Source organism: Pseudooceanicola sp. NS-SX8 (genome assembly GCF_057380755.1).
In genome coordinates this window covers 4,907,588-4,926,900 of sequence record NZ_CM170819.1, presented here as the reverse complement: position 1 = coordinate 4,926,900, position 19,313 = coordinate 4,907,588, and the positions used below count along the sequence as shown (strand labels likewise).

Here is a 19,313-nt window from a genome sequence, read left to right as displayed (position 1 = left end):
TTTCCGGTGAACCGGAGCGGATCGCGAAACGCATCCGGTGCCGAGAGGGATCCCCCGCAGCATCGGGCCGTTTCAATTTTCTTAACCTGGACATGACTGACAACCGGGAGCGTGTCCGACAGCAGTTTCGGACGGCAGGTGTCAGTCAGCAGCCCCTGTCATCGGGACAGCAAGGTCCCCCCCAAGGCGATATGTGACTCGCATGCTAGACGCTATCAACTTCGTCGCGGCCACCGCAACAGCACAACGCGCTTGACTCCGAACGACTCGGAAGGAATCGCGAAAGGTGTTGCAGGACGGCCTGAACCCGTTCCGGACAGGCCGGGACGGCAAAGGGCGCGACCGGGGTCACGCCCTTTGTTTCATTGCTTTCGCGTGGTCGGTCGCGGGTCCCGGGCGGGGTCCGCGAACCGGCCGGAACCTGCTCAGGAAATGGCCTTCACGCGAGCTGCGAGGCGGGACATTTTCCGGGAGGCGGTGTTCTTGTGGTAGACGCCCTTGGTCACGCCGCGCATCAGCTCGGGCTGGACGGCTTTCAGGGCTGCGGTGGCGGCTTCCTTGTCGCCGGAGGCGATTGCCTCTTCCACCTTGCGCAGGAAGGTGCGGATCCGCGAACGGCGCGCCTTGTTGACGGCGGTGCGGGTTTCGATCTGACGTGCGCGTTTCTTGGACTGCGGCGAATTTGCCATGGTATCGGTCTTTCCGGTCTGCGGTTTCGTGGTCGCTTCGGTGCCGTCGCCGGGGCCGGTCGTCCGGGGCCGGGCCCCGAAACAAAAAACCTGCCAGGCAGAAACAGTCCCGTGGCAGGTTACGGGGGCGTTTTCCCCCGCGTACTCCGGCGCAATGCGGCCTCACGACACTGTACGACCTCGAAGAGGTGCGATGTATTCTGAAGCCGGGCTGATAGGCTGCTTTCGCAGGGGAGTCAACACCCGGGTGACAGGCTGTGCGGAAGGCCCGGGCCGGGCGGGGCACCCTGGTGGGAAAGTTGATGGGAAAGTTGGTGGGAGCGCGGCCGGGGCCCCTTCGGGCCCGTTTCGGGGGGACGGAATTTACCATTCGTTAACGAATGGATTCGCTTATGGAGCCACGCAGGCCGCCCGGGGACGCGTGGCGGCCGATCCGACAGCCGGATCCGGAGAAATGGCAAAGACAGTCGACGTGATCATCGTGGGCGCGGGCATCGTGGGCCTGTCCGTTGCCAGCGCGCTGGCCGAAGGCGCGCGGGTGCTGGTGCTGGACCGCGCGGCGCGCCCGGCGGGCCATGCGACGGGCCATGCCACCGGCCTGCTGCGCCTGCTGCACCCGCGACCGGAGCTGCGTCAGCTGGTCGAGGCATCCCGCCCGTTCTTCGACGCCCGGCACGAGGAGGTCGACGGCGCCCCCCTGACCGGGCCGCGCGGGCTTTTGCTGCTGGCGCGGGAAGACCAGCTGCGGCTGCTGGACCGGGTCGGCCGTGCGGTGCCCGACGACGGCACGCTGCGGCGGCTGGAGGTGGCGGACCTGGAACGCGAGGTGCCGATGCTGCGCCGGGGCTATGCCGTGGGCGCCCTGCTGGAGGATGGCGCGCGGGATCTGCATGTGCCGCGCCTGGTCGATCTGCACTGTCGCCGGCTGGCCCGGCAGGAGGGGCAGGTGATCTGCGATGCCGGGGTGACGGCGTTGCGGCGCCTGCCCGGCGGCGTCTGGCAGGTGGAAACGACCCGGGGCCGGTTCGAGGCCCCGATCGTGGTCAATGCCGCCGGGGCCTGGGCGGAGCGGCTGGGCCGGATGGCCGGATGCGCCCCGCTGGGCCTGCGCAGCCTGCGCCGCACGGTGCTGGAACTGGCGACCGATCCGCTGCCGCCCGGCGTGGCGCGGAGCCTGGCGGAAATGCCGCTGATCGCCGACACCGACCTGCATTTCTACCTGAAGCCCGAGGGGCGGCGCCTGCTGCTGTCACCGGCCGATGAAACCGAGGTCGCGCCGGAGCTGACGCCCGAGGGCCCACGGCCCGAAGCGCTGGACGTGACCCTGTGCCTGGACCGGATCGGCGCCTGTTTCGACCTGCCCGTGAAGGCCGTGCGGCGCAGCTGGGCCGGGCTGCGCAGCTATGCCCCGGACCGGCTGCCGGTCTGCGGTTTCGACCCGGAACGGGCGGGGTTCTTCTGGCTGGCGGGCCAGGGGGCGACGGGGATACAGACCTCCCCCGCGCTGGCAGGGCTGGCCGCGGCGCGCATCATGGGCAGCCCGGCGGACCCGGCGCTGGACAGCCTGGCCGTGGCGGCGGACCGGCTGGCGCCGGGCCGGTTTGCGGCGCGGGGGTGATGGGGGGGGAGGGTTGGGAAGGGGTGCCGGGAGGGGGCGCCGCGAAGGTGGCCGGGGAGGGGCCGGGAAGGTGGGGTGAACCCCACCCTACGGGCCCGGCGCGGGGGGGTCAGCGGTCGCGGAACTGGGGTTCGCGCTTTTCGAGGAAGGCGGTCATGCCCTCCTTCTGGTCCTCGGTCGCGAACATCGACAGGAACAGGCGCTTTTCGAACAGCAGGCCTTCGGCCAGGGTCGTTTCCTCCGCCCGGTTGACGGCTTCCTTCACCGCCATGACGGAGATCATGCTCTTCTCGGCGATCTTGGTCGCGGCGCCCATGGCCGTTTCCATCAGCTTCTTGCAGGGCACAACGCGGGAGACGAGGCCGGCGCGCTCCGCCTCCTCGGCATCCATGAAGCGCCCGGTCAGGTTCATGTCCATCGCCTTGGCCTTGCCCACGGCGCGGGCCAGCCGCTGGCTGCCGCCCATGCCGGCCATGACGCCCAGGTTGATCTCCGGCTGGCCGAACTTGGCATTGTCGCCGGCGATGATGAAATCGCACATCATGGCCAGTTCGCAGCCCCCGCCGAGTGCATAGCCCGACACGGCCGCGATGATCGGCTTGCGGATGCGGGCGATGGTGCCCGTGGCCGCGGAAAACAGGTCTTCGGAGTAGACGTCGACGAAGCTCTTTTCGGCCATCATCTTGATATCCGCACCGGCGGCGAAGAATTTCTCGGTCCCGGTGACGACGATGCAGCGGACCTTGGGATCGCGTTGCGCGGCACAGAGCGCCTCTGCCAGCTCGCCCAGGAGGACGTCGTTGAGCGCGTTCATCGCGTCCGGCCGGTTCAGTTTCACCAGCGCGATGTGGTCCTCGATCTCGACGATGATCGTCTCGTAAGCCATGGGGTGAGTGTCCCTGTTGCTGAGATATGAGCCCGATTCCCTAACAGGTTGGCCCTGCTGATCAAGCTATCTTTGACATTGCGGGCAGTAGAAGCTGGAGCGCCCGGATTGCACGATCCGTCGAATCGTATGCCCGCAGCCGGGGGTGCGGCAGGGCGCGCCTTCCCTACCGTAAACGTCGAAATTGTGCTGAAAATAGCCCAATTCGCCGTCTGCCTGGCGAAAATCCTTCAAGGAGGAGCCCCCGGCGGCGATCGCCTCCTGCAGGACCTCGCGGATGATGGGCGCGAGCGCTCCCAGCCGGTCCGTGGCAATCCGGTCACAGCGTCGCACGGGGGAGAGGCGCGCACGGAAAAGTGCCTCGCAGACGTAGATGTTGCCCAGGCCCGCGACGACCTTCTGGTCCAGCAGCGCGGCCTTGATCGGGCTGCGGCGCGGTTTCAGCGCGGCGGCGAGGTACTCGCCGTCGAAGCTGTTGCCCAGGGGTTCGGGGCCGAGGCTGGCCAGCAGGGGGTGGCTTTCGGCCGTGGCGGTCGTCAGCAGGTCCATGGCGCCGAAGCGGCGGGGATCGTTGAAGGTCACCCGGGCGCCGCTCTCCATGTCGAAGATCACGTGGTCATGCTTCTGCGCCGCCGGGTGTTCGTGCACGAAACGGCCCAGCGGATCCCCCGAAACGGTCATCCGCCCCGACATGCCGAGATGGATCAGCAGGCTTTCGCCGCTGTCGAGATCGGCCAGGATGTACTTGGACCGCCGTCGCAGCTGCAGCACGCGCCGCCCGGTCAGCCGTTCGGCCATCCTTTCGGGGAAGGGCCAGCGCAAGTCGGGGCGGTTGACCGAGGCCTTGATGATCACCGCGCCCTCCATCGCGGGGGCAAGGCCCGCCCGGACCGTCTCTACCTCTGGCAATTCGGGCATGCGCCCCTCCTATTCGATGGCCGGAAATACTCCGGGGGGAATTGAGCCGGCACGGCTCAAGGGGGGCTGGCCCCCCATCCCGCGGCCCCTCACATGCGCGCGGGTCGCATTGCAGCGGCCCCGGTTCGCCCTATAAGGAGAGGTAGACAGATAAGGCAGGACGAGACGATGGAAAAGACCACGCATTTCGGCTTCACCGAGATCCCCGAATCCGAAAAGGCGGGCCGGGTGAAGGGCGTCTTCGGTTCGGTCGCCTCCAAGTACGACGTGATGAACGACGCCATGTCGCTGGGCATCCACCGGATCTGGAAGGATGCGATGATGGACTGGCTGGCGCCACGCCCGGGCACGACCCTGCTGGACGTCGCGGGCGGCACCGGCGACATCTCCTTCCGCTACCTGAAACGGGCGGGCCACGGCCATGCCACCGTGCTGGACCTGACCGAGCCGATGCTGGTCGAGGGCCGCAAGCGGGCCGAGGCGGCGAGCATGGCCGAAAGCCTGGACTGGGTGGTGGGGGACGCCATGGCGCTGCCCTTCGAGGACAACACCTTCGACACCTACACCATTTCCTTCGGCATCCGGAACGTCACCCGCCCGCAGGATGCCCTGAACGAGGCCTACCGCGTGCTGAAACCCGGCGGCCGGCTGATGGTGCTGGAATTCAGCCAGATCCCCACCCCGGCGCTGCAATGGGCCTATGACCGCTACAGTTTCAACTGCATCCCGGTGATGGGCAAGATCATCGCGGATGACCGCGACAGCTACCAGTACCTGGTGGAATCGATCCGCAAGTTCCCCGACCAGGAGACCTTCCTGGGCATGGTGCGCGCCGCCGGGTTCGAGAATGCCAAGTACCGCAACCTGTCGCTGGGCATCGCCTGCCTGCATTCGGGGTGGAAACTGTAAGCATGCGCGGACCGCACAATATCTGGCGCCTGATCCGGACCGGCGCCACCTTCGAACGCACCGGGGCGATGAAGCTGCTGCTGGACGCCTACGAGGCGCCGCCCGTGCTGCGCATTGCCGCGCGCGTGCTGGGCTGGCCGTTCCAGTTCCTCGGCCTGAAGGGCGACCCGGCGCAGCCGCCGCTGCCGCGCGCCCTGTCGGCGCTGGGCCCGGCCTACATCAAGTTCGGCCAGATCCTGTCGACCCGGCCCGACGTGGTGGGCCCCGACCTGGCGCAGCAGCTGCGCGTGCTGCAGGACAAGCTGCCGCCCTTCTCTCGCGATGTCGCGATGCAGTCGGTCGAGGCGGAGCTGGGCCACCCCGCGACGGAGCTTTTCAGCGAGTTCAGCGAGCCGATCGCCGCGGCCTCCATCGCGCAGGTGCACAAGGCGCGGCTGGCCGAGACCGGCGAGGAAGTGGCGGTGAAGATCCTGCGCCCCGGCATCGAGAAGGCCTTCCGCAAGGATGTGGACGCCTTCTACTTCGCCGCCTGGCTGATCGAGACCCTGGCGCCGTTTTCCCGCCGGCTGCGCCCGTCGGACGTGATCGTGCATTTCGACGGCGTTGTCCGGGCAGAGCTGGACCTGCGGCTGGAAGCCGCCGCCGCCAGCGAATACGCCGCCAATACCGAGGGCGACGAGGGGTTCGAACTGCCGAAGGTGGACTGGTTCCATTCGGGCCGCCGGGTCATGACCATGGGCTGGGTCGAGGGCATCCCGCTGGGCGAGCCGGAGGCGATCGACGCCGCGGGCATCGACCGGGCCGAGCTGGGCGAGCGGGTGCTGTCGCTGTTCCTGAAGCATGCGCTGCGCGACGGCTACTTCCACGGCGACATGCACCACGGCAACCTGAAGGTGGCCGCGGACGGCACGCTGCTGGCCTATGATTTCGGCATCATGGGGCATATCGACGAATACACCCGCCGGGTCTACGCCGAGATCCTCTATGGCTTCATCAAGCGCGATTACCACCGCGTCGCCCGGGTGCACTTCGAAGCGGGCTACGTGCCCGCCGACCGCGACGTGGATGAGTTTGCCCGTGCCCTGCGCGCCGTGGGCGAGCCGATCTTCGGCATGGATGCCACGCGGATTTCCATGGGGCGGCTGCTGAACTACCTCTTCGAGGTGACGGAGCGTTTCGGCATGGAAACCCGGACGGAGCTGATCCTGTTGCAGCGCACCATGGTGGTGGTCGAGGGCGTGGCGCGGTCGCTGAACCCCTCGATCAACATCTGGGACACGGCAAAGCCGGTGGTGCAGGAATACATCGAGAAGAGCATCGGCCCGCGCGCCATGCTGACCGACCTGACCCGCACGGTGAAGGTGCTGGGCCGCTACGGGCCGCGCCTGCCCGACATGGTGGACGAGATCCTGAGCCGGCAGATCCACGGCGCAGAGGCAAAGCCGCGCCCGGCGGTCCTGTCGCGGCTGCTGTGGGGGCTGGGTGGCACGGCCCTGGGCGCCGCGCTGGTGGCACTGGGGGCCTGCCTGTTCTGAGGCGCATTGCGGGTGCCCTGATGCGGCACCCCGGATCCGACATCTGTGTTTCGGCCGGTCCCCCTGGGGCCGGCCTTTTCGTTTCCTGAGGGTCGGGCGGGATCAGGCCGCCGCGCGGTCGATCGCGGCCAGTTCCAGGCGAGCGGCTTCCTGGTCTGCGTTTTGCCCGGCGAGGGGGCCGGTGGCCGCGCGGGCCAGGCAATAGGCGGCCATGCGCAGGTGCAGCAGCGGCGCGAGGGCCAGGAGCCGCCGTGCCACGGCGGGCGCGCCATAGGCCGACAGGAATTCCCGCCGTTCCGCCAGCGACAGCTGCCGCCCGAGGTAGAGATGCGCCATCGCCGGGGACAGGAAGATCGACAGGTCGTGGCAGGGATCGCCCAGCCCCGGGCATTGCCAGTCGATCAGCCGGGCGCCCTCCGGGGTCATCACGATATTGCCCGGCACCGGGTCGCCGTGCAGCAGGCAGGGCGCCGGGGCGGGCGGCGGCACCTCTGGCAGGGGCATCCGGGCCAGCCGGTCGAGCAGGCCATTGCCCAGCTCCGGCGGCAGGGCGGTGGCGGTCGCGCGGATCTCTGCCGCCAGGCTGTCGGTGGTGCAGGACACGGGGCGCAGGCCCTGCAGGGTGACGGGCAGGGGCAGGTCGTGCAGCCGGCGCAGCAGCCCGGCCACCTGGGTCACGTCCTGGTGCCAGGGCGGGCCGGGCAGGTGGCGATAGGCGATGCAATGCCCCGCCTGTCCCTGCCAGGCCGCCAGGACCTGGGGCGCCAGGGCAAAGGGCGCCAGGGCCGCGAGGCAGGAAAGCTCCGCCAGGGGGGTGTTGGGAAAGAGCGGGCTGGCCGCCGCGCTGCGGTAGAGTTTCAGCACGACACTGTCCCTGTCGCCACCGCGCAGGGACAGGCGGGTGTCGGGCAGCAGCCAGCACAGGTTGCTGCGCCCGCCGGTCAGGCGGCGCCAGTGCGCCGGATCCGGGGGATCGGGCAGCCGGGAGGCGAGCTCCCGGCAGAGCGCCTGCCGCAGGTGCGGGCTGTCTTCCATGATGTCCCTTCCGCTTCGGAACCCGAGCCTAGGGCAAAGGTGACGCAGGCGGCAAGTGGTCCGTTGACTGACGGGTCAATAAAGACGCCCCATCAGATTTCGGCACCAGACTTCGGCGCCAGTTTGCGGCATCAGTCTTCGGGCTGGCGCAGGCCGGTCACCATGTCGGAGGGGATCAGGTCGCCTGCCGCGGTGACCAGGACGGTGGCGCCATCCACCAGGCGGGCTTCGGCGATGCGGGCGTAGCTTTCGAGCTGGTCCGTCGCGAGAAGCTCTCCCTCCGCGTAATTCTCCAGCTCGAAGGTATAGCTGCCGTAGGGCAGGGTCGCGCCATCCGTGCCGGTGCCGTCCCAGATGATCGTATCGGCGGAAACGGGAACCTCCCCCTCGTAGACGGTGGTGCCGGCGCTGTTGCGGACCACGAGGATCGCGGTATCGGCGCTGGTCAGCGGGTTGGGGGAGATCGAGATCGGATCCCCCTGCCAGACCCCGGGCGCGAGGGAGCGCGCGTCGAGCCCCACCCAATCGGCCAGGTCGGACATGGCGGAGCTGACGGACTGGCCGATCAGGGTTTCCAGCAGGGTATTCGTAAGCACCTGCTGTTCGACGGAGGAAAAGGTGGCGAGCTGCACCGCGAAGTCTTCGGACTTGACCGGATTCAGCGGGTCCTGGTTCTGCAGCTGGGTGGAGAGCATTTCGAGGAAGGTTTCGAAATCGGAGGAAATCATCGGCTGCGCCGTGCTGTCGACGGAACTGCTGCTGGCGGTGCTGGTGGTGGCCGTGGTGACGGTGCTGGTGGCGGAGGTGACGTCGGTCATGGGAACCTCTGGGTCAGGGGGGGCCGGTCAGAGCCGGATGTCGATCTTGTCTTGCAGGGTGGCGGGGGCGCTGCCGGGGGTGGGCGTCAGGGCGGTGCGGGCGGGATCGCCGGTCGCGGCCTGGCCTGTGTCGGCATCGCTGCGGGCCGGATCGGCGCCGTCCTGCGGGGCCTGCTGATCGGCCAGCCCGCTGCCGAAACCACCGGTGCCACCGGCCTGTCGGCCGTTGATCGCGATCTCCACCCGCTCATAGCCGAGCGCGCGGTAGCTTTGTTCCAGCAGGGCGACGTGGCGGCGCATCAGCTCCGACGTTTCGGGGCGTTCGGCGGTCAGGTGCAGGGTGACGCCGGTGTCGTCCGTGGCCAGCCGCAGGGTGACGCGGCCCAGTTCCTGCGGATCGAGCTGGATCTCGGTCGGGGCTTCGGCGGTGCGGCTGACGATCTGGGCGGTGACCTGCCGGGCGAGCTCGCTTCGGGCCTGCCCATGGGGCGGCTGCGCTTGCGGGGCGGAGGCCGCGCTGACCGGGGCGGGGGCATCCGGGGACAGCCCCAGGGAAGGATCGGAGAGCGCCGCATCGCCCCGGATGGAGGCGAAGGTCGCGGTGCCTTCCCCCGGCGGGAGGAGGGAGGGATCCGGGCCGAAGGCCGGACCGGGGTTGGGGGAGGGGCCGGCCGTTGGCGCCTTGGCCTGCACGGCGGGCGCCCGGCGGGTGGCTTCGGCGGTGGCAGGGATGCGGTCTGGCAGCGGGGCATCTGCCGTGGCCTTGCGACGGGAGGCAAAGCCCGGCCCTTCGCCCCGGGCAGGGGCGGTGGCGCGGCTGCTGCGGAAGCCGGACAGGGTTTGGGCCGGAGCCGGGGCCGAGATTGGGGCCGTAACCGATGTTTGCATCGGCGCCTGGGCCTGAGGCGCGGCGACCGCAGGGGGCGTGGCCTGCGCAGGGACAGGTTGGGACAGCGGCGCCGAGGCACCCGGTGTGGCGGGCAGCGCGGGGCCAGAGGGGGGTACGGGCGTGGTGGCGGCGCCTGCAGCCCGGGTGGTCGGGGGTGCCACGCTCCCCGCCCCCAGCGGGTCGCGGGCCGTGGCGGAGATCCCCGCGCGGCGGGTTTCCGGGGCGGAAGGACCGGAGGTCGCCTGTGCGTTACCCGTGGCAGTCGTGGCCGCTGCGCCGCCCGTGCTGCCGGGCTGGCCTGCTTGCCGGATCACCGTGCCCTGGCCCGACAGGTGGTCTGACGGGTGGCCTGGCGGGGGGCCTGCGACGGCGGGGCGGGCCGATGGGGCCGCGATCCCTTGTCCGGCCCTTTCTGCGGCTTCGCCGGTGGGCTGAGCCGTCACGGCGGAGGGCGCCGGGGTCGCAGATCCTGACGAGGCGAGGGCCTGTTGCGGGACCCCGGACTGGGCCTGTGTCAGCCGGGCTCCCGGCGTTGCATCTGCGCGGGGTGCTTTTGTTTGGCCGGTGGATTTGGCTGTGGATTTGGCTGTGGTTTGGCCGGCGGTTGTGGTCGCGGTTGGCGGCGGGGCGGGGGGCAGGGCTGCCCTGGAGGGCGATGCCTGGCGAGAGGTGTCAGCTGCGGTAGTCAGCGGTGCGGCCTGCCTGCCATCGGTCACGCCGGAGGGGGCCGCGCCCTGGCGCCCTGCGGGGGCGGTCGGGGCGGGTTGCGGGCCTGGCGCCCTGTGCCGGAAAGTCAGGGACTTGTCCCCGGCGGTCGCCGTTTCCCCGGTCGTCGCATCAGGCAGGCCCGCGCCGGTTGGCCCCTTGCCCGCAGGCCCTGCGGGCGTGGTGCGGAGGACGGGTTGGGCTGCATCGGATGGGCGGGACCGGGGCGGGTCGGTCCGTTGCTCCGCCGACGGGGAAAGGGCGCCCGGCTGTGCCGTGGTGGCGCGGGCGCGGGGTGGAGGGCTCTCTGCCTTGCCGGGTCCGGTTTGGCTGGATTCCGTCTGGTGCACTCCGGTCTGGGGCGCGCTGGAAGGTGCCGCCGGGGCAGGCGGCAGGCGGCGCTGGCTGGCCTGCAGCGGAGAGGTGCCTTCGCCCCCCTCGCCCCGCGTGCCGCCGGGCCGCGCGTCAGTGCGGGACGCGTCGAGGGGGGCGGCGGGGCCCATCGACGCCGTCGCGGGACGGGTGGTGATTTCGGCGCCGGGCTGCTGCGCGCGGGCGGGCTGTCCATCGGCGCGCGAAGGGCGCGCGGACAGGCTGGCGGATTGCCCTGCCGTGGGGGCGGTGTTCCGGTCCGTGGGGCCGTCCATGGATCTGGAGGTGGATCGGGTCATGGTTGCGGAAGCCCCGCCCGGCGTGGGCCTGTGGGCAAAGGGGGCAGGGTCGGTGCCGGAGGGGGCGGCGGTGCCGCTGTTCTGGGGGGTGTCGACGCCCGGGGCGCGCCCGGGGGCTGCCTCCGTGTCGGGGCCAGTGTCGGGGCCTGCGATCTGGCCTGCGATCGGGTTCGGGGTTGCTGCGGTGTTCGGGCCCGTTTCGGTCCGGCTGACGGGGCTGGCTCTGCGCTCTGCCCCGGGTGCGATGTCGGCCCGGCTGGTCGTGCCGTCATCCCTATCGGTCCCGGCGTCGGGGGGCGTGTCTGCCGTGTCTTCCGCGGCTTCTGCGGTTTCGGAACCGGCATCCTCCGTGGTATCGGCCTCGGCGGTGCTTTCCCCCGTGGGGCGCTGGTCGGCACGGGTGCCCTGGCCGTCGCCACGCGGGGCGGTGAGGCGGGTGAAGACCCGTTCGAAGGCCTCTCCCTCGGGGCCGGGGGCCGGGGACGCCCCGGGGTGCGTCCCCGGCAGCGGGGCAGCAAGGGGGGCGGCCGGCATTGCGGCTGCGGGCAGGTGCGAGATGGTCATCTGTCTCTCCGGATTTCTTCCGTCGACGCGCATCCTGACCCGAAGGCGGTTACCGCATCTTTACCGGTCTCCCCCCATTTTCCGGGAAACTGGATCAAATTGGAGCCTGTCCCGTGACCGAGTCGATTCCCCCCGCCGCTGCCGGGGCGCCCCGGACCACTGCCCTGCCCGCGCCGCCCATGCGCCGCGCGCCGGAGCTGTGGGAGGCCGCCCGCCAGCTGGAAGCGGGATTCCTGTCGGAAATGCTGAAGGCCAGTGGCCTGGGCCGCACGCCGGAGGTTTTCGGCGGCGGCGCGGGCGAAGAGCAATTCGCCTCCTTCCTGCGCGACATGCAGGCGGAGGCGATGGTCCGGGCCGGGGGAATCGGCCTGGCAGAAAGCCTGTACCAATCCTTGCTGGAGAGAGAGCGATGACAAAGGACCCCCACCAGGAACTGATCGACGAACTGGACCTTCTGCTGGAGCGGGAGCGTGATGCGCTCATGACCGGCCAGCTGGAGGAACTGGCGCCGCTGCTGGAGCGGAAGGAGGCGCTGATCGACCGGCTGACGGCGCTGGACGGGCTGGAGGAAGGCGCGTTGCGGCCCCTGAGGGGCAAGGCGCAGCGCAACCAGGTGCTGCTGGACGGGGCGCTGCGGGGCATTCGCACGGTGGCCAACCGGTTTTCCACCCTGCGCAAGATCCGCCGCACGCTCGAAACCTACGACAGCCAGGGGCGCAAGTCGGCACTGGTGCAGCAGCACGACAACCGGCTGGAAAAGCGCGCCTGAACCCCGCCGGGCGCCGGTTTGAATGCCTGTGCAATCGCCGGGACAGCCGGTGTGGGAGGCCGGAACCGGCGGAGGCATCAGCGAGCGGGGTGAAGGCCCGCGTGACCGGGTTGGCTGACCCTGACCGGGCGGTTTGATGGGCCTGTCGGGCGGTGTTGTCGGGCGGCGCTGTCCGATGGCCTTTCCCGGGCCGTTTGTCGGGGCTTTTCGGCGGGGGGCTTTTCTGCGGGGCGTGGCCTGTGTTTTCGCGACAGGGGGCGGACTGGATAGAGCCTGCCGACGCCGGGCTAGGGAACCTTGGGGGCGGTGCGGGGCTTGCGGTCAGGCTGGTCCCGAGGTTCGGAATGATCCGTGTGATCCGTGTGATCCGTGTGATCCGTGTGATCCGGGGAGGCGGCCCGAACCGGGGAGGCGGCCCGAACCGGGGAGGCGGTCCGATCCGGGCGCGACCGGGCGCGGTGCCAGAGCGCCAGCAGGGCCATCGCGCCGAGAGACAGCGCGGCGCCGACAAGGAAGGGCGCGGCGGAACCATGGCTTTGCCACAGCCAGCCGGCGGCGGTATTGCCCAGAAGGACGACGACCCCGGTCACCAGGTTGAAGGTGCCGAAGGCGCTTCCGCGCAGCCGTTCGGGGGCCGCCCCGGCGATCATTGCGCCCAGAAGGCCCTGGGAAAACCCCATGTGCAGCCCCCAGAGCACCGTGCCCAGCAGGTAGGACGGCACCGTCGTGGCCAGCCCCAGACCCAGATGGGCAAGGCACAGAAAACCCAGGCTGCCGATCAGCAGACCGGTTGGCCCCACGCGATCCGACAGGCGGCCGACGGGATAGGCGGCGGCGCCATAAGCGGCGTGCATGATCACGAGCGAGAGCGGCACCCAGGCCGGGGCCATCCCGGCCTCTACCGCCTTGAGCAGGACGAAAGCCTCGCTGAAACGGGCGAGCATGATGACCGCGGCGATGCCGATCACGCCCCAGGTCGCCAGGTCGAGGCGCAGCGCATCGGCCAGGCGGAACGGCGCGGAGCGGGCCTGTCCGGTGGCGTGGGTATCCTGCGGGTCGCGGACGCAGACCACCAGCACCAGCAGGCAGAGCCCGGCGGGAATCGTGGCCAGCCAGAACACGGCGGGGATGTCGCCCGCCAGCGCGATCATCGCGGCCACGGCGATCAGCGGCCCGAGGAAACCGCCCAGGCTGTCGAGCGACTTGCGCAACCCGAAGGCGGCACCGCGCAGCGACGGCGGGCTGGCCGCCGCCAGGATGGCATCGCGCGGGGCGCCGCGAATCCCCTTGCCGACGCGGTCCATCGCGCGGGCCAGCACGATCATGTCCAGGCTGGCGGCCCAGGGGAAGATCAGCCGCGACAGCGCCGCCAGCCCGTAGCCCGCCACCGCCAGCGGCTTGGACCGCCGGCCGAGATCCGACAGCAGGCCCGAAAGGAACTTCGTCCCCGTGGCGATGGCCACCGACAGCCCTTCGAGAAGACCGATCGCCAGCACCGGCGCGCCCAGGCCCCCGGCCAGGTAGAGCGGAAGGAGGGCGTTGATCATCTCTGACGAGATATCCATCAGCAGGCTGACCAGCCCCAGCAACCAGACGGTAACCGGAATGCGGGGCGCGGCGATGCCGTCAGGGCTGCCATCTGCGATGCGGTCTGGGCGGGGCGAAGAGAAGAGGGGCATGAGGGATCCGTTGCAGTCGCGGCGAAAAGATCAGGAATGCGCCCCCGGCGCAATTGCCCCTCCTCCCGGCTCCGTTCCAGTTCCGTAACTGCGGTGGAGGGCACGGCAGGACGGCGCGTTGCGGGCCTGTCTGGAACCTGTCCGGAAGCTGTCCGGGCTCACTCCGGCAATGCGCCCGGGGCCAAGGTCGTGCCCAAGGTCGTGCCCAAGGTCAGGCCGGGCGCCCGGGGCACCTTCGGCCTGCCGGGCAGGATCGCGGAGGGGCGGAGAGGGCGCCGGGGTGACCTGGGGACGATCCGGGCGGCGCGGCGGCAGGGGTGCGGCCCTTCCGGGGCCTTGCTGCCGGATTTGCCTCAAATACCGGGCAAAGCCTTCGGCCCGTTTAGGTTTCCATTAGCAACTCGGGCGCATGTTGCCCTTCGCATCCGCAAGGGTGGCGCAGGGTCGGGAAAGCCCGGAACCTGCAGGCGTCAGAATGACATTCGATCCGTCCCGTGGGGGGCGGGATGTTTAACGGGCGTAAAGCGCCTACCGACCAAAGGAAAAATGCATGTCCAGCATTCTGACGAATACCAGTGCAATGGTCGCACTCCAGACCCTGAGCCAGGTGAACAAGAGCCTGACCGACGTCCAGGGCAATATCTCCACCGGCAAGAAGGTGGCGAGCGCCAAGGACAACTCCGCCGTCTGGGCTATCTCGAAGGTCATGGAATCCGACGTCGCCGGCTTCAAGGGGATCTCCGAATCCCTGGGTCTGGGTGAATCCACCGTCGCCGTCGCACGCTCTGCCTCCGAAACGGTGAACGAGCTGCTGACCCAGATGAAGGAAAAGATCGTCGCGGCGCAGGAAGAGAACGTCGACCGTGACAAGATCCAGACCGACATCGACGCCCTGGCCGACCAGATCGGCGCAACGGTTTCGGCCGCGCAGTTCAACGGCCTGAACCTGCTGTCGAACAAGGAAGCCGAAGCGGGTTCCGGCACGGTGAACGTGCTTGCCTCGCTCGATCGCTCCTCCACCGGCGTCAGCGTCAGCCAGATCGCGGTGACCAAGCAGGACCTCGGCACCGATGCGTCCGAGATCGACACCTCTGCCTCGATCATCGCAGCGGCGTCGAACAACCTGTCGGGCACCGCCGACTCCACCGCGACGGCCCTGACCGGTGCCGCCACGGCGCCCACCACCACCGTGACCGTCGACGCGGTCGAGGCCGGTGCGGGCTTCTCCATCGCGATTTCGGCCGGTGCCGGTGACTATGCCTCGGGCGTGAACACCTCCACCATCAACGACATCAAGTATGTCGCGCGCGATGGCGATACCGAGGCGGATGTGGTCGAAGGCCTGGCCAAGGCGTTCAACACCTACGTGGCAGACGCCATGGGCGATACCCTGGGCACCGTTGCGGCGACCTATGACGCGTCGGCGGGCACGATCACCTTCACCGGTGACACGACCACGGGCAACAACTTCTCGGTTGCCGTGTCCGAATACGATCCGGACGACACGACCATCGGTGGCGGCCTGGAAGCCGTGGCGGATATCGACGTGACGACCGACGCGGGTGTCGAAGCGGCGCTGACCGACATCGAGGACCTGATCCAGACCTCGATCGACGCGGCGGCCTCCTTCGGTTCCGTCCAGGGCCGGATCGAGACCCAGTCGGACTTCATCTCCACCCTGGTGGACAGCCTGAAGGCCGGCATCGGCACCCTGGTCGACGCCAACATGGAAGAAGCATCTGCCCAGCTGCAGGCGCTTCAGGTGCAGCAGCAGCTGGCGGTTCAGGCGATGTCGATCGCCAACCAGGCGCCGCAGACCCTGCTGTCGCTCTTCCGCTAAGAGGATCGCGACTGTCGGGGGCGCATGACGTGCCCCTGACGACCGCCTGAAAGACCACCTCTGACTGGAAGGTTCCGCCGTGACTGCTCATTCCCAAGCCCTGCGCGCCTACGGCCAGGCCTCGAGTTCCACGCGCACGCCGCGCGGTGTCGAATACGAGGTCTTCGCGCGCGTCACCCATCGCCTTGTCGCCGCCGCGCGGCGTGACCGGAAGGCGCATTTTCCCGAACTGGCCCGCGCCGTGCAGGACAACCGTCAGCTTTGGACGATCCTGGCCGCCGACGTGGCGGGCGAAGGCAACAGCCTGCCGCAGGCCCTGCGGGCGCAGATCTTTTACCTGGCGGAGTTCACCTTTGCCCACAGCCGCAAGGTCTTGAACGACAAGGCCGAATTGCGCCCACTGATTGAGGTCAACACCGCCATCATGCGCGGGTTGCGCGCCGGAGGGGCACCGAAATGACCGGGCTGGTTCTGAAACTGTCCCCGAAGGAGCGGGTGCTGATCAACGGCGCGGTGATCGAGAACGGCGATCGCCGGTCGCGGCTGAACATCGTCACGCCCAACGTCAACATCCTGCGCCTGCGCGATGCCATCCATCCGGAGGAAGCGACGACGCCGGTGCGCCGCGTCTGCTACGCCGCCCAACTGGTGCTGACGGGCGATGCCTCGGCGGAGGAGACCCGTCACCAGCTGCTGCGCCGGATCGAGGAGCTGAGCCAGATCCTGACCGACCCCGACAGCCGCAAGTTGCTGGCCATGGCGACCGACGCGGTGCTGGGCGACCAGTATTACCAGTGCCTGAAGGCGCTGCGCGGGCTTCTGCCCCGGGAGGATCGCCTGCTGAATGCGAGGCCGAACTGATGTTCACCCCCATCCTGCCCTACACCGGCTATTCCGGCTGGGCCTTCCTGGAACGGACCTACGAGACGCAGAAGGAGAGTTTCGACAAGTCGCCCCTGCTGACCCGGGATACCGCCTATTTCGAGGAGAACATCGGTGCGGTCGAAACGGCGGAGGACCTGGTGAAGGACCGGCGCCTGATGCGCGTCGCGCTGGGCGCCTTCGGCCTGCAGGATGACATCAACAACACCTATTTCATCAAGAAGGTGCTGGAGGAGGGCACGCTGGAAGAGGATGCGCTTGCCAACAAGCTCTCCGACAGCCGGTACAAGGACCTGGCGGAGGCTTTCGGTTTCGACCGGGGGACCCCTTCGACCAAGATTTCCACGTTCGGTTCCGATATCACGGCAAAGTACCGGCGCCAGGAATTCGAGATCGCGGTGGGGGATCAGGACGAGTCGATGCGCCTGGCCCTGAACGCCAAGCGCGTGCTGGAGGATTTCGCGACCGACGACAGTTCGATCAACACAAAGTGGTATCGGATCATGGGCAACGAACCCCTGCGCCAGGTGTTCGAAACCGCCTTTGGCCTGCCCACCAGCTTTGGCCAGATCGACATCGAACAGCAGTTGGTGGTGTTCAAGGAGCGGTCGGAAAAGCTTCTGGGGACCGACGACCCGGCGGAGTTCAACGATGAGGAGCTGCGCGACAAGCTGGTGAAGACCTACCTGCTGAGAGAACAGCTGTCAGATTTCACGACGACCAGTTCGGGCATGATCGCCCAGACCCTGCTGTCGAACACGCTGACCTTCATGAAGAGCCTGCGAGAGGGCTGAACCGGGGCCTGCTGGCTCGAAGCTTGCCTGCACTCCCTGCCGTGATCATGGCACTGCGCCCGGCGCGAAGGGACGGGGGCCAGCAGGGGCGCGGGATGGGCGTTCGGGGCCCCGGCCGGCGCATTTTCTGCGGAACACCCGGTGTCGCCGCCTGCCGGTTTCTCCGGCGGCGGCCTTTGCGTTTGGCGGGTGCGAGCGGGTCCGGCAGGTCAGCGGGGCAGGGCGGGGCGCGGCAGGCTGCCCTGCTCCGGTCGAGGGTCGCGGCGGGGGGCGGCCCGTGGTTTGGCCGGGGCGGGCTGCCGGGCCTGGGGCGCAGCGGCCGACCGCCGCAGGATCAGTTGCAGCCGGTTGAAAGAGGCGGCGATGCCGTTCTCCTCCTCCTCCGCCAGGAAGGCGTCGAGGTCGGGAAAGGCGCGGATCGCCTGGTCCAGCACAGGATCGCTGCCAGGCTGATACAGCCCGGCCTGCACCATCATTTCCGACCGCGCATAGGCGGACAGCAGGTGGCGCGCCTCTGCGATCATCTGGTTTTCCGCGGCGCTGGCGGCATCGGGCAGGGAGCGGGACACGGAGCGCAGCAGGTCGATCGCCGGATAGCGGCCACGTTCGGCGATCTGGCGGTCCATGACGATATGCCCGTCCAGCACGCCGCGCAGGATATCGGCCACCGGCTCTTCCATGTCGGACCCGGCGACCAGCACCGACAGGACGGCGGTGATCGTGCCCGCCGCCCCCGCACCGGGGCCCGCGCGTTCGCACAGCTGCATGATCTGGTAGGCGGTGGAGGGCGGGTAGCCGCGCAGTGCCGGCAATTCGCCGCCCGCGACCGCGACTTCGCGATGCGCCTCCGCGAAGCGGGTGATGGAATCGGCCAGGAAGAGGACGTGCCGCCCCTGGTCGCGGAAATGTTCCGCCACCGCCATGGCCGTCCAGGCGCAGCGCCGCCGCACCAGGGCGGAACGGTCGGAGGTGGCGGCGATCACCACCGCGCGCTTCATCCCCTCGGGCCCCAGGACCTTGTCGGTAAATTCCCGCAGCTCCCGCCCGCGTTCGCCGACCAGGGCGATCACCGCCACGTCGGCCTGCATCTGCGTCGCAAGATGGGCCATCAGCCGCGACTTGCCCACGCCGGATCCGGCGAAAAGGCCGATGCGCTGGCCCTCGACCACGGGCAGCAGCGTGTTGAGGATCGTCGTCCCGGTGTCGAGCCGCGCGCCCAGGCCGCGCCGGTCGGCCGGCGGCGGGGGATCGCCGCGCAATGCCCGCGCGACGCGTCCGGGCAGGATCGGCTTGCCATCCAGGGCCAAGCCGTGCGGGTCGATCACCCGGCCGATCCAGCTGTCGTCGGGGGCGATCCGCAGCGGGCCGCGCAGCACCACCCGGTCGCCCAGCGAAACCCCCTCCGTCCGGTCGTCGGGCATGACCGTCACCGCGTCGCGATCCAGGCGCACGACCTCTCCGTGCAGGACCGATCCGTCCCCGCGCGTGACCTTCAGTATGTCCCCAAGGCGGGCGTGGCGGCCCAGCCCCGTGACCTTCAGAACCTCGGGTTCCACGGCTTCGATCCGGCCGACATGGCGGACGGCGGTCAGGTTGCCGATCTCGGCCCTCACCCCCTGCAGCACCTTCTGTGACATCGCGCGATCCCTTCATCTGTCGCCAACCATTTCTAAAGGAATCGGGGTTAAGCCTTGGTTGAAAGTGATCGAGGGAGAAGCCCCGATGTTCGACCAGATACAGCTGTTCCAGATGGCGGAATCCATGGCGCGTCATGCCGGCGTGCGGCAGGCCGTCGTCGCCGCGAACACCGCCAATGCGGATACGCCCGGCTACCGTGCCGGCGATGTCATCCCCTTTGCCGAGCTGATGAAGGGCGGCGTCCCCAGCAGGGGGATGCGCGCCACGCGCGACAGCCATCTGAACGCTGGCGCGGGCCTGGCCGAAACCATCCTGACAACAGAACGCGAAGGCCTGTCCGAACCCAACGGCAACTCCGTCTCGCTGGAGCAGGAGATGCTGAAATCCGTCGAGGTGAAGCAGCAGCATGACCGGGCGCTCGCGATCTATCGCTCGGGCCTCACGCTGATGCGCACTTCCATCGGGCGGAGGTGA

At 69.2% G+C, this 19,313-nt stretch carries 18 protein-coding genes; 10 read left to right on the top strand and 8 right to left on the bottom strand.

Features of this window, described 5'->3' with window-relative positions:
- Nucleotides 1-425 precede the first annotated feature (425 nt).
- Complete coding sequence (gene rpsT / locus AC2IR1_RS22620; RefSeq protein WP_486474229.1) at nt 426-689, bottom strand: 30S ribosomal protein S20; 264 nt, start codon at nt 687-689, stop codon at nt 426-428.
- A gap of 454 nt (nt 690-1,143) precedes the next feature.
- Here rpsT and AC2IR1_RS22615 point away from each other — a divergent pair, with 454 nt between their 5' ends.
- A complete protein-coding gene (locus tag AC2IR1_RS22615) occupies nt 1,144-2,307 on the top strand; it encodes an NAD(P)/FAD-dependent oxidoreductase (protein WP_486474228.1) in 1,164 nt (387 codons plus the stop codon).
- 109 nt (nt 2,308-2,416) lie between these two features.
- Here the strand turns inward: AC2IR1_RS22615 and AC2IR1_RS22610 are convergent, their stop codons facing one another.
- Entirely contained in the window at nt 2,417-3,193 is a 777-nt protein-coding gene (locus tag AC2IR1_RS22610; protein WP_486474227.1) for an enoyl-CoA hydratase, read from the bottom strand.
- Between the two features lie 66 nt (nt 3,194-3,259).
- Entirely contained in the window at nt 3,260-4,111 is an 852-nt protein-coding gene (mutM, locus tag AC2IR1_RS22605; protein ID WP_486474226.1) for a bifunctional DNA-formamidopyrimidine glycosylase/DNA-(apurinic or apyrimidinic site) lyase, read from the bottom strand.
- A gap of 168 nt (nt 4,112-4,279) precedes the next feature.
- Here mutM and ubiE point away from each other — a divergent pair, with 168 nt between their 5' ends.
- Both ubiE and ubiB read left to right on the top strand, forming a co-directional pair.
- Nucleotides 4,280-5,020, top strand: coding sequence for a bifunctional demethylmenaquinone methyltransferase/2-methoxy-6-polyprenyl-1,4-benzoquinol methylase UbiE (gene ubiE, locus AC2IR1_RS22600; RefSeq protein WP_486474225.1), 741 nt, complete (start codon nt 4,280-4,282; stop codon nt 5,018-5,020).
- 2 nt (nt 5,021-5,022) lie between these two features.
- Nucleotides 5,023-6,555: a 2-polyprenylphenol 6-hydroxylase gene (ubiB, locus tag AC2IR1_RS22595; protein ID WP_486474224.1), complete on the top strand. Its 1,533-nt coding sequence runs from the start codon at nt 5,023-5,025 to the stop codon at nt 6,553-6,555.
- Nucleotides 6,556-6,657: 102 nt separating this feature from the next.
- Here the strand turns inward: ubiB and AC2IR1_RS22590 are convergent, their stop codons facing one another.
- From AC2IR1_RS22590 to AC2IR1_RS22580, 3 genes are all read right to left on the bottom strand, one after another.
- Nucleotides 6,658-7,590 (bottom strand): phosphotransferase family protein, encoded by a 933-nt coding sequence (locus AC2IR1_RS22590; RefSeq protein WP_486474223.1) that lies wholly within the window; start codon nt 7,588-7,590, stop codon nt 6,658-6,660.
- A gap of 131 nt (nt 7,591-7,721) precedes the next feature.
- A complete protein-coding gene (locus tag AC2IR1_RS22585) occupies nt 7,722-8,408 on the bottom strand; it encodes a flagellar hook capping FlgD N-terminal domain-containing protein (protein WP_486474222.1) in 687 nt (228 codons plus the stop codon).
- A gap of 27 nt (nt 8,409-8,435) precedes the next feature.
- On the bottom strand, nt 8,436-11,237 hold the full coding sequence (locus AC2IR1_RS22580) for a flagellar hook-length control protein FliK (protein WP_486474221.1): 2,802 nt from the start codon (nt 11,235-11,237) through the stop codon (nt 8,436-8,438).
- A gap of 179 nt (nt 11,238-11,416) precedes the next feature.
- Between AC2IR1_RS22580 and AC2IR1_RS22575 the strand changes: the two genes are divergently transcribed.
- Together AC2IR1_RS22575 and AC2IR1_RS22570 are read left to right on the top strand one after the other, a co-directional pair.
- Entirely contained in the window at nt 11,417-11,650 is a 234-nt protein-coding gene (locus tag AC2IR1_RS22575; RefSeq protein ID WP_486476456.1) for a rod-binding protein, read from the top strand.
- On the top strand, nt 11,647-12,006 hold the full coding sequence (locus AC2IR1_RS22570; protein WP_486474220.1) for a hypothetical protein: 360 nt from the start codon (nt 11,647-11,649) through the stop codon (nt 12,004-12,006). The genes AC2IR1_RS22575 and AC2IR1_RS22570 overlap by 4 nt, the downstream gene beginning before the upstream one ends.
- 287 nt (nt 12,007-12,293) lie before the next feature.
- On the opposite strand, the gene AC2IR1_RS22565 is transcribed toward AC2IR1_RS22570, so the two are convergent.
- Nucleotides 12,294-13,685, bottom strand: a complete 1,392-nt coding sequence (locus tag AC2IR1_RS22565; protein ID WP_486474219.1) for an MFS transporter — start codon at nt 13,683-13,685, stop codon at nt 12,294-12,296.
- Nucleotides 13,686-14,235: 550 nt separating this feature from the next.
- Here AC2IR1_RS22565 and AC2IR1_RS22560 point away from each other — a divergent pair.
- The 4 genes from AC2IR1_RS22560 (at nt 14,236) to AC2IR1_RS22545 (ending at nt 17,201) form a co-directional block, all read left to right on the top strand.
- Nucleotides 14,236-15,525, top strand: coding sequence for a flagellin N-terminal helical domain-containing protein (locus AC2IR1_RS22560; RefSeq protein WP_486474218.1), 1,290 nt, complete (start codon nt 14,236-14,238; stop codon nt 15,523-15,525).
- A 79-nt stretch (nt 15,526-15,604) separates the two neighbouring features.
- Nucleotides 15,605-15,985: a flagellar biosynthesis regulator FlaF gene (gene flaF, locus AC2IR1_RS22555; RefSeq protein WP_486474217.1), complete on the top strand. Its 381-nt coding sequence runs from the start codon at nt 15,605-15,607 to the stop codon at nt 15,983-15,985.
- Complete coding sequence (gene flbT, locus AC2IR1_RS22550; RefSeq protein WP_486474216.1) at nt 15,982-16,386, top strand: flagellar biosynthesis repressor FlbT; 405 nt, start codon at nt 15,982-15,984, stop codon at nt 16,384-16,386. Before flaF ends, flbT begins: the two co-directional genes overlap by 4 nt.
- The gene (locus AC2IR1_RS22545) at nt 16,386-17,201 is read left to right on the top strand and encodes a DUF1217 domain-containing protein (protein ID WP_486474215.1); all 816 of its coding nucleotides are present in this window, start codon (nt 16,386-16,388) and stop codon (nt 17,199-17,201) included. Before flbT ends, AC2IR1_RS22545 begins: the two co-directional genes overlap by 1 nt.
- Before the next feature lie 209 nt (nt 17,202-17,410).
- Here AC2IR1_RS22545 and AC2IR1_RS22540 read toward each other — a convergent pair whose 3' ends face one another.
- Nucleotides 17,411-18,838, bottom strand: a complete 1,428-nt coding sequence (locus AC2IR1_RS22540; RefSeq protein WP_486474214.1) for a FliI/YscN family ATPase — start codon at nt 18,836-18,838, stop codon at nt 17,411-17,413.
- A gap of 85 nt (nt 18,839-18,923) precedes the next feature.
- Here AC2IR1_RS22540 and AC2IR1_RS22535 point away from each other — a divergent pair, with 85 nt between their 5' ends.
- Nucleotides 18,924-19,313: a FlgB family protein gene (locus tag AC2IR1_RS22535; RefSeq protein WP_486474213.1), complete on the top strand. Its 390-nt coding sequence runs from the start codon at nt 18,924-18,926 to the stop codon at nt 19,311-19,313.